This window comes from Kineobactrum salinum (assembly GCF_010669285.1).
Lineage (GTDB): Bacteria > Pseudomonadota > Gammaproteobacteria > Pseudomonadales > Halieaceae > Kineobactrum > Kineobactrum salinum.
The window spans coordinates 4,386,821-4,400,626 of the sequence record NZ_CP048711.1 but is presented as its reverse complement, the minus strand read 5'-3'; the positions used below and the strand labels follow the sequence as shown (position 1 = coordinate 4,400,626).

8 protein-coding genes and 1 pseudogene are annotated in these 13,806 nt (G+C 64.1%); 3 read left to right on the top strand and 6 right to left on the bottom strand.

Translation table 11 applies throughout. From position 1 onward, the window contains the following. Positions 1 to 149: 149 nt before the first annotated feature. From rlmKL to G3T16_RS19550, 3 genes are all read right to left on the bottom strand, one after another. Positions 150 to 2,342 carry a bifunctional 23S rRNA (guanine(2069)-N(7))-methyltransferase RlmK/23S rRNA (guanine(2445)-N(2))-methyltransferase RlmL gene (rlmKL, locus tag G3T16_RS19560; protein ID WP_269473247.1) on the bottom strand — a complete coding sequence of 731 codons (2,193 nt, stop codon included), beginning with the start codon at positions 2,340 to 2,342 and terminating at the stop codon, positions 150 to 152. Between the two features lie 347 nt (positions 2,343 to 2,689). Continuing rightward, positions 2,690 to 3,844: a hypothetical protein gene (locus G3T16_RS19555; protein WP_163496695.1), complete on the bottom strand. Its 1,155-nt coding sequence runs from the start codon at positions 3,842 to 3,844 to the stop codon at positions 2,690 to 2,692. Next, positions 3,823 to 4,527 carry a hypothetical protein gene (locus tag G3T16_RS19550; RefSeq protein ID WP_232059173.1) on the bottom strand — a complete coding sequence of 235 codons (705 nt, stop codon included), beginning with the start codon at positions 4,525 to 4,527 and terminating at the stop codon, positions 3,823 to 3,825. The genes G3T16_RS19555 and G3T16_RS19550 overlap by 22 nt, the downstream gene beginning before the upstream one ends. Before the next feature lie 298 nt (positions 4,528 to 4,825). Here G3T16_RS19550 and ppdK point away from each other — a divergent pair, with 298 nt between their 5' ends. Both ppdK and G3T16_RS19540 read left to right on the top strand, forming a co-directional pair. Then, positions 4,826 to 7,432 carry a pyruvate, phosphate dikinase gene (gene ppdK / locus G3T16_RS19545; protein ID WP_163496694.1) on the top strand — a complete coding sequence of 869 codons (2,607 nt, stop codon included), beginning with the start codon at positions 4,826 to 4,828 and terminating at the stop codon, positions 7,430 to 7,432. Positions 7,433 to 7,484: 52 nt separating this feature from the next. Next, positions 7,485 to 8,662: pseudogene (locus G3T16_RS19540) on the top strand (pyridoxal-phosphate-dependent aminotransferase family protein). Here the strand turns inward: G3T16_RS19540 and G3T16_RS19535 are convergent. Beyond that, complete coding sequence (locus G3T16_RS19535; RefSeq protein WP_163496693.1) at positions 8,630 to 9,667, bottom strand: metal-dependent hydrolase; 1,038 nt, start codon at positions 9,665 to 9,667, stop codon at positions 8,630 to 8,632. The pseudogene G3T16_RS19540 and the gene G3T16_RS19535 overlap by 33 nt on opposite strands. Positions 9,668 to 9,958: 291 nt before the next feature. Between G3T16_RS19535 and G3T16_RS19530 the strand changes: the two genes are divergently transcribed. Next, entirely contained in the window at positions 9,959 to 10,600 is a 642-nt protein-coding gene (locus G3T16_RS19530) for an OmpA family protein (protein ID WP_163496692.1), read from the top strand. A 238-nt stretch (positions 10,601 to 10,838) separates the two neighbouring features. On the opposite strand, the gene G3T16_RS19525 is transcribed toward G3T16_RS19530, so the two are convergent. Both G3T16_RS19525 and G3T16_RS22220 read right to left on the bottom strand, forming a co-directional pair. After that, positions 10,839 to 11,630, bottom strand: coding sequence for a translocation/assembly module TamB domain-containing protein (locus tag G3T16_RS19525; protein ID WP_232059172.1), 792 nt, complete (start codon positions 11,628 to 11,630; stop codon positions 10,839 to 10,841). A gap of 25 nt (positions 11,631 to 11,655) precedes the next feature. Next, positions 11,656 to 13,806, bottom strand: coding sequence for a translocation/assembly module TamB domain-containing protein (locus G3T16_RS22220; protein ID WP_232059171.1), 2,151 nt, complete (start codon positions 13,804 to 13,806; stop codon positions 11,656 to 11,658).

The window sequence follows — 13,806 nt, the reverse complement described above, 5'->3', positions numbered from 1 at the left end:
AATGAGTTGAAATATATACCTGAAGTATAGTCTTGAAAAAGGGAGCGATCAGCACAGAGTCCCGCGGGCAGCCTCGGAATGTGGACAGTGTTACGCCAGCCCCGTGTGCGGATACTTACCCGGTGAAGCCCATGCCTGCTGCGTCATGCTCAAGCGCGAGCCGTGCAGCGCCAACAGCTATGGACCCTCGGGTTGCGCTGGAAGTCCGGATCCAGGGTTTCACGACTGATATCCACGCACTCCCAGGTCTCCTGCACCGACGGGTCCAGCCGGAAACCGCGCCGGTTATTGGAGAAGTACAATACTCCCCCGGGGCGCAGCACGGCCATCGCCGCATTCAGCAGCGCCGCGTGATCACGCTGCACGTCAAAGGAGTCATTCAGCTTTTTCGAATTGGAGAAGGACGGCGGGTCCAGCAGCACCAGGTCAAACTGCTGCTCGCAGTTGCCCAGCCATTCCATACAATCGGCGCGCAGCACCCGGTTGCGGCTTTCATCCAGGCCATTGTGGGCCAGGTTTTTGCGCAACCAGCCCAGGTAGGTATTGGAGAGGTCGACACTGGTGGTGCTGCGGGCCCCACCCAGGGCTGCATGCACGGTCGCGCTGCCGGTGTAGCAGAACAGGTTGAGAAAATCCTTGCCCTTGGCTTCCCGCGCCAACCGCAAGCGCAACGGCCGGTGATCCAGGAACAGGCCGGTATCGAGATAGTCACGCAGATTCACCAGCAACCGCGCCTGCCCCTCCTGCACCGTCAGCATCTCCCCACTGTCGGCCTGTTTGCGATACTGCTGGTCGCCACGCTGACGCTGGCGGGTCTTGTACACCACGGCGTCGGGCGCCACTGCCAACGCCTGCGGCAACGCTGCCCGGACTTCGGCCAGGCGCTGGGCCGCGGCCTCGGGATCGACCTCGCGCGGGGCCTGGTACTCGGCCACATGTACCTGCCCCGCGTAGATATCCACCGCCACCGCATATTCCGGCATGTCCGCATCGTAGACCCGGTAGCAGTCGATGCCCTCGCGCTTGATCCAGCTCGCCAGGCGGCGCCGGTTCTTGCGTAGGCGGTTCCCGAACATCTCGGCCCCCGGGCTCAACCGGGGCTCGCTGGCCGGCTCCGCTGCGGTTGCAGTCGCTGCAGCCGGGCCCGGATGCTGTTCGCTGAGGCGGTTGTTGTCCAGATCAAACAACAGCACGGCGCTGGCCAAAGCACCATTCCAGAGCTTGTACTGTTTGTGCGAGCGCAGGCCAGTGGCCCGGCCCAGTTCACTGTCCGCGGTGAACACCGCCGCCTGCCAGCCGGCAAATTCCCGCAGCATGGTTTCTCCCAACTGGCGGTACAGATACTGCAGGCTGGCCTTGTCCCCCAGCCGCTCGCCGTAGGGCGGATTGCACACCAGCAAGCCATGCGGCAACGGTTTGTGGGTGGGTTTTTTCAGCTCAGACAAAGGCTTGCAGCTGACTCGTACAACCGTTTCGAGACCCGCCCGGGCAATGTTTTCCTGCGCTCGCCGCACCACCTGCGGGTCTGCGTCGTAGCCGCGAATCTCTGGCAACGTTGCCCGCAGGCCGCGCTCGGCACGGCCCCGGGCGTCACTGACCAGAGCCTGCCACTGGGCTGCGTTGTGCCCCTGCCAGCGCTCGAAACCGTAGTGCCTGCGCTGCAACCCGGGGGCAATATCCGCCGCCATCATCGCCCCTTCCAGCAACAGCGTCCCGGCGCCGCACATCGGGTCGATCAGCGCACCGCCACGGGCGGCCATGCCGGGCCAGTCGGCCCGCAGCAGGATCGCCGCGGCCAGGTTTTCCTTTAGCGGCGCCGCCCCGGCCTGCAAGCGGTAGCCGCGCTGATGCAGGCTGCCGCCGGCCATGTCCAGCGCCAGCATGATGCCCTGGCGGCTCAACCGCACGTTGAAACGCAGGTCCGGGTCGCGCCGCTCAACCGATGGGCGCCGGCCTGAGCGCTGCTGGAACCAGTCGACAATCGCATCCTTGCTGCGCTGGGCACCGAACTGGGTATTGCGGATGGCTGTGCTTTCGCCGCTGAAATCAATGCTGAAGGTCTGCTCCGGACGCATGATCGCACCCCAGTCAACCTGGAGCAGGCCCTGATACAGCGCATCCGCGTCCTGCCCGGGAAAACGGGTCAGCGGCAGCAGAATGCGATTGGCCAGGCGCGACCACAGACAGGCGCGGTAGCCGGTGACCAGCGCGCCCTCGAAATACACGCCGGCCACGGTTTTGCGCGCTTGCTGGGCCCCCAGCGCCGATAGCTCGGCTGCCAGCAGGCCCTCCATGCCCTTCGGGCAGGTGGCAAACCACTGTTGATTCCCGGCCAGCTTCACAGCCCGACTCCGGGCTCGAATATGACAGCAGGTATATTAAAATACCGTGGCTGTCCCATATTTTCGCAAAGCATTGGGTGACGGGGGCGGGATCGCCGGACGGAAGGCCGGCACTTCGACCGCCGAGGCATCGACCGGGGTATGGTGTTCAAGACACGCCGTGAACCCTTCCCTGGGGGCTCGGATGCGACATCCATGTCGCATACGGTCTTGAACACCATACCCCGGTCGATGCCTCTATCTTCGCAGCCGAACCATGGGCCGGCGGATTCTATATAACTAATATTTTTCAACTGATTGCGTTCACTTTTAAAAGTAAAATATAGGCCTGCCAGCTATCGCCGTCTTCAGTCCAGGCCCGATTCGAGTGCAAAAATTTCGCGCAGGATTTGCCGCCATTCATCGTACTGGCTTTCGAGGCTGCCGCTGAGCCGGAATACGGTGCCACTTACATCCAGCACCGTCGGCTGTATCTCATTGTTGAAGCCCCTGGCCAGTTCCTCCAGGTCCTGCTGCTGGATCTTGCTCCACTTGAAGGCGTTATAGGTCTGCTCCATCGCCGCATAGGTGCCGCGCGCGCCGGCGCTGTCCCGCCGGGCCAGGCGGCGCTGGTAGTCGTCCCTGTACAGAGCCTGTTCGCGGCCGTACTGGCGCCACAGGTTGTAAGTGGGCGCCATCTCGCGGTACAGGTCGACGTACTGCTCATCCACAGTGTCTATAAACAGATACTCCTGGTTGCGCAACCGCTCCACCCGCGCCAGCATCGGATCTCCCTTCGCCGGCAGCCGCAACAGCTGGTAGCGCCCCGCCTGGTCTTTTTGCAGGAAGTCGGCAAAGGCCTCGGGAGCCAGCGCGCTGGCGTGGCGCAACAGTGCTGTCTGGCGTATGCGTTGCAATTCGGCCGGCCCGAGACCGCGCTGGAACTCCAGCAGGTCATTGGCTATCCGCCGGTGTAGATCGGCAAAGGGGTCCTCGCCAGCGACTACCGGGTAGTCCTCTTCACTGGTCTCATCGACATAGACCTGTTCCAGCCACAGCCGACCGCTGGCGTCCTGCGCCCTAATCTCCAGCACCAGAAACTGGCCATCGGAATGAAGAATGCGGCCCTGCAGCTGTAATTCGGAGGCCTGCTGCGGTTCCGGCAGCACCCGCACCGCGCCCCAGGCATTGCTCTGCTGCAGTTGCTCACGCAGCAGTACCGGCAGGTAGCGAGCCTCGGCACGCCGGATGTCCGGGAAAATACCCCGCCGGCTGAGCCCGGCCTGCTCTTCAGGCAGCCCCGGGTCGAAAGTCACCAGAGCCACGTCCAGGGCAGCTTCGGGCGCCTGTGGCAGGCGCTGCAGGTCCACCTGGCCGACCGGTGCAGGCCAGCTTTCGGTCAGCGTCTCCTCTGGTTCGGCAACGGCCCGCGGGGCCGGCCCAGCGCTGCAGCCGGTGAGCACCAGCAGCAGTGCAGCCAATGCTGTGATCGGGAAGACTGTCAGGAAGATTCGGTAGTGCACACGCGACCTCTGGTCAGGGTTTGCTTGCAACGGTAGCCGCTCTCGCCCTCCTCCATTCGCTGGTAGACCCGGTTCAGGGTAAAGGGATAGGACACTCGATCGGAGATGACCGTGGTGGCAATCTGCAGACGCTGCCCATCGGGCCCCAGGGTGAGCCGGTGGCGGATCGACAGACCTTCCGGCAGGGCGATGGAAAACAGCAGCTGGTGTCCGTCCCAGCCACAGAACTCACTGCCCAACGGGGTCTCTACCACTGTGGAGACCCCATCATGAAAATCGCAGCCCAACGCGAAACTCTCCTCCCGCTTCACCCGGATTCGCGCCGGGGTCTGCTCGATATCCAGCATTTGGGATTGGGTAATCAGGTCGGCCATTCGCGCCAGACCTATCACTGAGGCGCCGGAATCGGTGCCGCCACCGCCACCGACCATCAGCGCCGCTCCCGGGCTGCGCAGCTCGCCACCAGCCTGCGCCCGGCGCTCCGCATCGCGCCGCAATTCCCTGACCAGGCCATTGAGGCGGGTCTGGATATTGTCGCTCTGACCGTAGTCCAGCGCCCAGGCGCCGCTGAAATCGACGCCGGCGTGGGGGGCGGCCCGGATCGGGGCGCGTTGTGGCCCGGCACAGGCACACAACAGCGCGAGGGCGGCGAACAGGCACGTAATGACAACAGGTTTTTCCACCCCGCAAGTGTAACCCAGAGCGTACCCGGTACAGCAGCGCCCAACACTTCTTTACCGACAAATTATACCGCTCGGGCCGTGAGGCCCGCCCTGTGACGGCTGCCTCCCGCCGGATGGCGCAGCCGTTGATCCGGGATGCTCTGGCATGAGCCCGGCTCCGGCCGCAGGTGAGCGGATCCAGTCCGGATCTGCGGCAACACCACCCTGAGAGGTGCCGGCCCCTCCCGGTCGCGGTTATTTGTCGCTATACTCGCCCGCTGTTCAAATTCAGCCAGATGCCAGACTTGGCGGAGGACCCATGGCCAAACGCGTATACCTGTTCAACGAGGGCAGCAAGGATGACCGCGATCTGCTCGGCGGCAAAGGTGCCAATCTCTGTGAAATGACGACCCTGGGGCTGCCTGTGCCCTTCGGCTTCATCATCACCGCACCCACCTGCCGGGAGTTTTTCGAGGCCGGCAACAAGTTGCCGCCACTGCTGGAACAGGAGTACCGGGTGGCGCTGGACCTGGTGGAAAAGCAGATGGATGCCCGTTTTGGCGACCCGGACGATCCGCTGCTGTTCTCGGTGCGCTCGGGAGCCGCGGTGTCCATGCCCGGCATGATGAACACGGTACTCAATCTGGGCCTGAATGACGATATTGCAGCCGGCCTGGCCCGCAAGACCGGCAACCCGCGCTTTGCCTACGATTGCTACCGGCGTTTTATCCAGATGTTTGCCGACGTGGTGATGGGCATTGACGGCGAGCAGTTTGAACACGAAATCGAGCGCTACAAGACCGCTCACGGCAAACAGAATGATGTCGAGATGAGTGCCGAAGACTGGCAGGAAATCATTCGCGTCTACAAGGGCCTGGTCAATTTTCCCGAAGATCCGTTCCAGCAGCTGAAAATGGCGGTGGAGGCGGTATTCCTTTCCTGGCATACACCGCGGGCCTACGTCTACCGGGAGATGAACAACATTCCGGAAACCCTGGGCACCGCGGTCACTGTGCAGGCGATGGTGTTCGGCAATTTTGGCGACACCTCCGGCTCCGGCGTGGCCTTCACCCGCAACCCCTCCAATGGCGATCCGCTGTTTTTCGGCGAATTCCTGTTCAATGCCGCCGGTGAGGATGTAGTGGCCGGCACCCGCACCCCGCTGCCGGTATCCGCACTGCAGGAACGCCTGCCCGCCGTCTACGATGAGCTCTACACCACCCAGGCGCTGCTGGAGCACCACTACCGCGACATGCAGGACCTGGAGTTCACGGTCCAGGAGGGCCGACTCTACATGCTGCAGACCCGCAGCGGCAAGCGCACCGGTCGGGCCTCGGTTAAAATTGCCGTGGACATGGTGCGCGAAGGTTTGATCACCGAGAAAGAAGCGCTGATGCGCGTCTCGCCCGAACATGTCGAGTCGTTTCTGCACCCGATGGTGGACCCGGCCCGCAAGACGGAGATCGTCGCCACCGGCCTGCCTGCCAGTCCCGGCGGCGCCACTGGCCGGATCGTGTTTTCCGCCGAAGAGGCGGTAGAAGTCGCGGCTGGCGGTGACAGCGTAATCCTGGTGCGTCGAGAGACCACACCGGAGGATATTCACGGCATGAAGGTCGCCGCCGGCATCCTCACCGAACTGGGCGGCATGACCTCCCACGCTGCGGTCGTCGCCCGCGGCATGGGCGTATGTGCAATCACCGGTTGCGGCGCGCTGACGATCAACTACGCAGAGGGTACCGCGACTACCGATGCCGGCGTGGTGATGCGGCGCGGCGACGTGATCACGCTCGACGGCACCGCCGGCGAAGTCATGCTGGGGGATGTTCCCAAGACCGAGGCCAGCAGCAGCGATGACTTCCAGACCCTGCTGTCCTGGGCCGACAAGCACCGCCGGCTCAAGGTGCGGGCCAATGCCGAAACCCCCGAAGACGCCGCCAAGGCACTGGAACTGGGCGCCGAGGGTATCGGCCTGTGCCGTACCGAACACATGTTCTTCGAGGCCGATCGCATCGACCAGATGCGCGGCATGATCCTGGCAGCCAACCGCGAGGAACGGCAGCACTACCTGGACCAACTGCTGACCTACCAGGAGGAGGACATGCTGGCGTTGTTCCGGGTAATGAACGGCCTGCCGGTCACGGTGCGGCTGCTGGACCCGCCGCTGCATGAATTTTTACCCCATACCGAAGATGACATGGCAGCGCTGTCACAGCGCATCGGCAAACCGGTGGCCGCGATCCGCGAGATGACTGAAAGCCTCCAGGAAGTGAATCCGATGCTGGGCTTTCGCGGCTGCCGGCTGTCCATCGTCTACCCTGAAATTACCGAGATGCAGGTCAAGGCGATTATCAGCGCCGCTGTGCGCGCCACCGAGGAGGGCCTCAGGCCACATCCGGAAATCATGATTCCGCTGGTGGTCAACGTGCGCGAGATTCGCCTGATCAGCAAGATCATTGATCGCGGCATACAGGCCGTCATGCAGGAAAAACATGTCTCCATCCCGTACAAGATCGGCACCATGATGGAGACGCCCAGGGCAACCCTGGGTGCCGACCGCCTGGCGGCCGAGGTCGAATTCATGAGCTTCGGTACCAACGATCTGACCCAGATGACTTACGGGTTTTCGCGCGATGATGTGGGCAAGTTCCTGCCCCAGTATCTGGAAAAGAAGCTGGTGGAACAGGACCCGTTCGTGTCGCTGGACACCCGCGCGGTGGGGCGGCTGATGGAAATTGCCGTCACCGAGAGCCGGGCCCGCAAGCCCGGCATCAAATACGGTATCTGTGGCGAACACGGAGGCGATCCGCTCTCGATCCAGTTCTGCCACGACCTGGGTCTGGATTATGTCTCCTGTAGCCCGTTCCGGGTTCCGGTCGCCCGCATTGCCGCCGCCCAGGCCAAGGTGCGCCGGGAGCAGGACAGCTGACACCCGCGGCGGATCCATTCCACTATTTCACTACTGACGAGACCCCTACGCCATGACCCAGAGTTTTTTCCCACCCCACCGCACCCTGATGGGGCCGGGCCCGTCCGATGTCTCCTCCCGGGTACTGGGCGCGCTGGCGCGCCCCACCATCGGCCATCTGGACCCGCTGTTTATCCAGCTGATGGACGAGATCAAGAGCCTGCTGCAGTACGCGTTCCAGACCCAGAACGCGCTGACCCTGCCGATCTCCGCCCCGGCTCCGCGGGCCTGGAAGCCTGCTTTGTCAATCTGGTTTCGCCCGGCGATACGGTGATTGTCTGTCGCAACGGCGTGTTCGGCGGTCGCATGCAGGAAAACGTGGAGCGCTGTGGCGCCACCGCGGTGATGGTGGAAGATGACTGGGGCCAGCCGGTCAGCCTTGACAAGGTGGCCGAGGCCTTCCGTCAGCACCCCGAGGCTGCGCTGCTGGCTTTTGTCCATGCCGAGACCTCTACCGGTGTGCGCAGCGATACCCGCGGTCTCTGCGCGCTGGCCCGGGAACACGGTGCGTTGAGCATCGTCGACGCGGTTACCTCACTGGGCGGCATTGAGCTGCAGGTCGATGCCTGGGGCGCGGATGCGGTGTACGCCGGCACCCAGAAATGCCTGTCCTGCGTACCCGGTCTGGCGCCGGTCACATTCAGTCCACGGGCGGTGGAACGGATCCAGGCCCGTGCCGGCAAGGTGCAGAGCTGGTTCCTGGACATGCAACTGGTGATGGGCTATTGGGGCGGTGACAGCAAGCGCGCCTACCATCACACCGCGCCCATCAATGCCCTCTATGGCCTGCATGAGGCCCTGCTGATGCTGCGCGAGGAAGGCCTGGAGGCGGCCCATCGGCGTCACGCGCGGTTGCACCGGGCGCTGGTGGCCGGATTGCAGGCCATGGGCCTGGAGATGGCGGTGGCCGCTGACTGGCGTCTGCCGCAGTTGAACGCTGTCAGAATTCCCGACGGTATCGATGACGCAGCGGTACGCGCCAGCCTGTTGCAGGACTTCAACCTGGAAATCGGCGCGGGCCTCGGGGTGCTGGCCGGCAAGACCTGGCGCATCGGCCTGATGGGCCATGCCTGCAGCGAGGCCAATGTGTGGCTGTGCCTGACCGCGCTGGCGACTGCGCTTTCCCGCCAGGGCCGCAATACCGACAGTGGCGCGGCGCTAGCCGCCGCCCGGGCGGCTCTCGCCGACTGAGTCACCCTCCCCGCGCAGCATCTGCCACAGCCGCTGCAGATGGCCACCGCCACTGTCGCGGTGAACCAGATAATCGACGTGGGCCAGTGGACCCGCGTCGGGCTGCAGCTCGATACTCCACAGCGGGTCTATCTCATTGGGCAGCATCGAATAACGCACATCCATGATTCGTTCGGGATGCTGTGGGTCCTGTGCCACGTAGCCGTTGCTGAACCAGCTGAAACGCTGGATGTCGAAGGCCTGCTGGCTGGCCGGATCCAGCCACGGCAAGTCGCGCCCGGGATCCAGCCGGGCAATCGAGCTGCCCGGATAAATCACCGGCTCAGGCCAGCTGCGCACCGCATCCACATAGAATACGCCATCGTTTTCATACACCACTTTCCACACCAGGATATTGGCGAAGCTGGGTTTGGCTTCCAGCTTCAGGGGCTGGTGGCCGCGCTGTGCTGCCAGCGCCTGCCCCAACTCCTGGGCCACGTTGCGTTGCCACAGCCCCAGCGACAGATAGGCCAGCGCCCAGACCAGTGCCAGCCGGGCCAGTAGCGGGCGCCGTGAACGCGCGGCCGCCACTACCAGTGCCAGCAGCGGCAGAGTGAACAACGGGTCGATGATCGAAATCGTGTTCCAGGCAAACCTCTGGTCGCTGAAAGGCCACAACAACAGCGTGCCGTAGGTGGTGCAGGTGTCCAGTACACCGTGAGTAGCATAGCCCAGTGCGCAGTACAGCCAGGTCCGCTGCAGGCTCAGGCCACAGCGCCGGCCGATAGGCAGGTACAACAGCAGCGCACAAAGCAGGCTGCCGACAGGAATGAACAGCAGTGAATGCGTGAACTGGCGGTGATACTCCAGAAACAGCAGGGGGTCGCTGGAGGAGCGGATCAGTACATCGAGGTCGGGGGCCATGCCCGCCAGTCCACCGAGTATGCCCGCCGCAACCACCTGGCGCCGGCCAGCACTGGCCTGCGGCAACATTGCACCCACCACGCCCTGCGTGAGCGGATCCATCAGCGCCTGCCGCCGGCAGCCGCAGAGCGGCGCAGTGCGCCAGGTTCGCAGGGGCTATACATCGTGGTCTCCATGCCGGGGATGTCGGTACTCAAACCAGCTGACAATCCAGAATCGGTGGTTTGAGCACCGGGTTGGCAGGCAACGTTACAAAATCGGCTGTCGCAGCGCCAGCCCCGGGTTACAATTGTTAACAGCATCAGGCTGAACAACAGCCCTCTGACCGGGTCAGACATCACAAGCTGTTTGCCGGAACGCCACACCGCTACACCCATCGACCAGGAGTTTCACATGGATATCAAGACCGCTGCCACCATCGGCGCCGTCACCCTACTCGCCGCCTGTACCACCAATCCCTATACCGGCCAGCAACAGGCCAGCAAGGCCGCCACCTACGGCGCCGGGGCCGCCGCGGTCTGCGGCCTGGCCGGGGCCATAGACTCCAGTAAACACGCCCGCAATGCCGCGCTGGGTTGTGGCATCGTCGGCGCCGGCGTCGGCGCCTACATGGACGTGCAGGAAGCCAAACTGCGCGAGCAACTGCAGGGAACCGGCGTGCAGGTGGCGCGCGAGGGCGACAATATCCGCCTGATCATGCCGGGCAACATCACCTTCCAGACCGACTCATACAATCTGCGCGGCGACTTCTACCCGGCCCTGAACTCCGTCGGCGAGGTGTTGGCCAAATATGCCGATACGACATTGCGGGTAACCGGCCATACAGACAATACCGGCGGCCGCCAGCACAACCAGACCCTGTCCGAGCGTCGTGCGGGCAGCGTGGCGGACTATCTGGCCACCCGCAATGTCGACCGCTCGCGGCTGCTGGTGCAGGGCGTGGGCTTCGATCAACCGATCGCAGACAACAGCACCGAGCAGGGCCGGGCGCAGAACCGCCGGGTAGAACTCTATATCCTGCCCAAGGCCGGCTGAGACCGAGGCTTCAGTCGAATGGGACTTACTTGCGACTGGCTGCCTCTAAATGGCGCTTAGTTAAGGCCTGCTGCGGTGTGAGGGCACTACTGCCGGACGGTACTTTCGAGACCGTATGCGACATGGATGTCGCATCCGAGCCCCCATGGATGGGTCTACGGCGTGTCTCGAAAGTACCGTCCGGCAGTAGTGACCGGATTAAAGACACTCAATCGCCAAGGTAACTGCCGATTACGTCTCAGTCGATATCGAAGCTGTAGTACAAGTCTACCGAGCTCTCCAGCCTGCTCACCACCTCCAGCCACAGGCGCGTCTGCAGGTACAGGCGCGCGGTCAGGGCGTTCACCGGTTCATACAGCCCGACGCCGTAGGAGACATAGATCCGCTCGCCGATATAACCGCTGACCGTGGCCGCGGTTTCATTTTCGGTACCCGAGGTCCCGAACTCCACATTGCGCAGACCCGGCAGGCGATTGAGTTCTTCCACTACCGCGCTCTGGTTTACCAGGCCGGTGCCCATGGACAGGGCCATCGCGGTACCATCAGCTCCGGCGCCACTGTCCAGTCCGCGTCCCCGGACCAGATATGACAGTGCCTCCGTCTGTGACATGGCCGGCTCGGAATAGACCCGCAGCCGTGGTTCCTCCAGGGTGCCGGTGACCACGACCCCGGCGGTCACGTCATCGGCCGGGATGTCACGCTCGGCGCGCAAGTCGAGCTCTGGATTTTCAGGCAGACCTGTGAAGGAGATGCGGCCCTGCTTGACCTGCAGGCGCTGGCCGTAGGCACGAAACTCGCCGCCGATCACATTGAGATTGCCGAATATCTGCAGCGGCCGCCCCGGTGCCTGCTCCAGTGTCAGATCACCGCCCACCGTCACTTCCAGATCCTTTCCCTGGACCCGGAAGCGGTCCCTGATGCGCACCCGCAACTGCGCGTCCAGAGCCATGGCTTCATCCGCGGTCAGCGGCTTGCCGTCGTAGTCGACCTCCACCACATCCGGCGACACTGCCACGCTGCCAGCCGGCAACTGCTCGTAAGCCAGCAGGCCTGAGTCAACCGCGACTTCCCCCGCAATACCAACTGCCCGGCGCTGATTCGCAGACGCAGGTCGGGACTGGCAACCAGGCGGGTGCTGGGGGGATACAACAGCCGGTTGCTGTCGCCCTTGAGCAGCAGCTCCAGCGTGGGTTCGGGGCGCAGTTCCGCGCTGCCGGACAATGCCAGCTCACCCCACCCAGATTGGCGCTGCCCTCAAGGTCGGCACGGTCTCCACTCAAATCCAGCACCAGTTCGACCGCTGTGAGTTCTGTGGGATTGCTGTTGAGGCCGACTTCAGCCGCGATCAGTTGCAGCCGCCCAAACAGTTCTGGGGCGTCCAGCGTACCGGCTACGCGCAGCCGGCCGGCGAGTACGCCTTCGAGCCGCGCCAGGTCGGGTATGAATGGCCGCAACACCGCCAGTTGAAACTCATTGATCTCAACGCTGCCCGCAAGCCCCTGCTCCCGCTCTGGCGGCAGCTGCACATCAAGTTGCAGCGCAGTCTGCTGCTCGCGCTGCACGGTCGCGCTCAGGGTCAATCCCTCGCTACCCTGTTCCAGTCGGGCCTGCACCGACTCCCAGCGCAAGCTGGCCGACTCGCCCTCGGGGTAGAACTGGGTCAGTTCCCCATCGAAGCTGTCCAGGCTAACACTGGCGCGCAGACCGGTCGCCGGCGCCCATTGCGCACTGACCTGTCCCGCAAGACTGCCGGATACATCCAGGTCCTGCGGCAGCAGCGCCGCGAACAGGGCCAGATCACCCTCCAGCCGGGCGCTGCCGCCCCCGCTGGCGGCAAGGGTCCAGTCCTCACTGCACAGGCGGCTCTCCGGCAGGCGCCAGCAGTGCGCCGCCACCTGCACACTGCTGTCCGTATACCTGAACGTCACGTCCTGCTCCAGCGTCAGCGGCCCCAACGGAGTGTCGATGCCGGTAGTCGCCAATTGCCCAACCCAGGCATCATCCTGTTGCCGTGCCACAAGCCGGATGACGCCCGAGATATCGCCACTGCTGCGCAGTTCCAGACTCGGCGCCTCATACGTCCCTCCTGCCACCAGGGCCATCTGCTCAAGATAGAGCTCCCCGAGCCGCAGCTGTTTCAGCTCCAGCCTGGCATCCATTGCTCCCGCCGGCGCCAGCGCCAGTTCACCCTGCAGTTCGCCCTGATCGACCGTCAGCCCATTCCAGCTCAGATTGTCAATCGAGCCCTTGAGATCCAGGGTCGATGCCTGCTCCCGCAGCTCGCCCTCCAGCACCAGCCGGCCGCGGCTGCCGGCCTGCCAGCGCGCCAGATCCTCGACCCGCAGGGCCAGGGCAGCGGTGCCGCCACTGCCCTGGCCCCGGCTCAGGACCAGCTCGGCAGCATTGATATCGACCTGCAGCTCACCCGCCGCCACATAGTCCTGGCTGTTGAGCTGCAGGGCACCATCGGCCTGGGCCGGCAATCCGTTCACCTCGCCCTCCATGTCAACTTCATCCAGCGCCAGCTGCCACTCCTGATCGTGCCATTGCCCGGCCAACAACAGGCCACCCGCGAGCCGGCCCTTGAGTGGGCCGCCCAGCTCCGGCAGCGCGAAGCCGGCGGACTGCAGCGCCAATTCCCCTTTCACTACCGCGCCATAGCTGACGCTGCCGTCGACTTGCAAGCGGCTGTCGCTGGCCTCATCGCTCAGTTGCAGCTGCACGATCTGCAGGCGCTGATCGTGATGGGACAGTTGCGCGTCCAGCCGCAGCGCCTGGTACCCGGCTCCCAGCACCGTCGCCGTCGTTTCCACGGACTGGGCGCTCAGATTGCCACGGGCGTCCAACTGCCATGGCAATGCCAATGCCAGTTCCGGCAACGCTTCGTTCGGCCCCAGGATCTGTGCCAACGCCAGGGGCTCTTCACCGGCCAGCATTGCCGTGAGCTGGAACGGCAAACCGGGATCCAGCAGATCCACCTGCGCGCGCAATTCACCGCGCGGCGTGCCGGGCAGGGCCAGGGACAGTTCGAGCTCGTCCGCCTGACCGTCCAGGCGCAGCGACACGCTACGCTCCCACAGCACTTCCGGTACCGGCTCGGGACGGGCGAACTCCAGCGCGAGTTTCAGGGCCAGCGGCCAGGCGCCGCCCAGCTCCAGATCACCCTGCAATTGTACGGAGCCCCAGCCTTCGCTGGCCAAATCCAA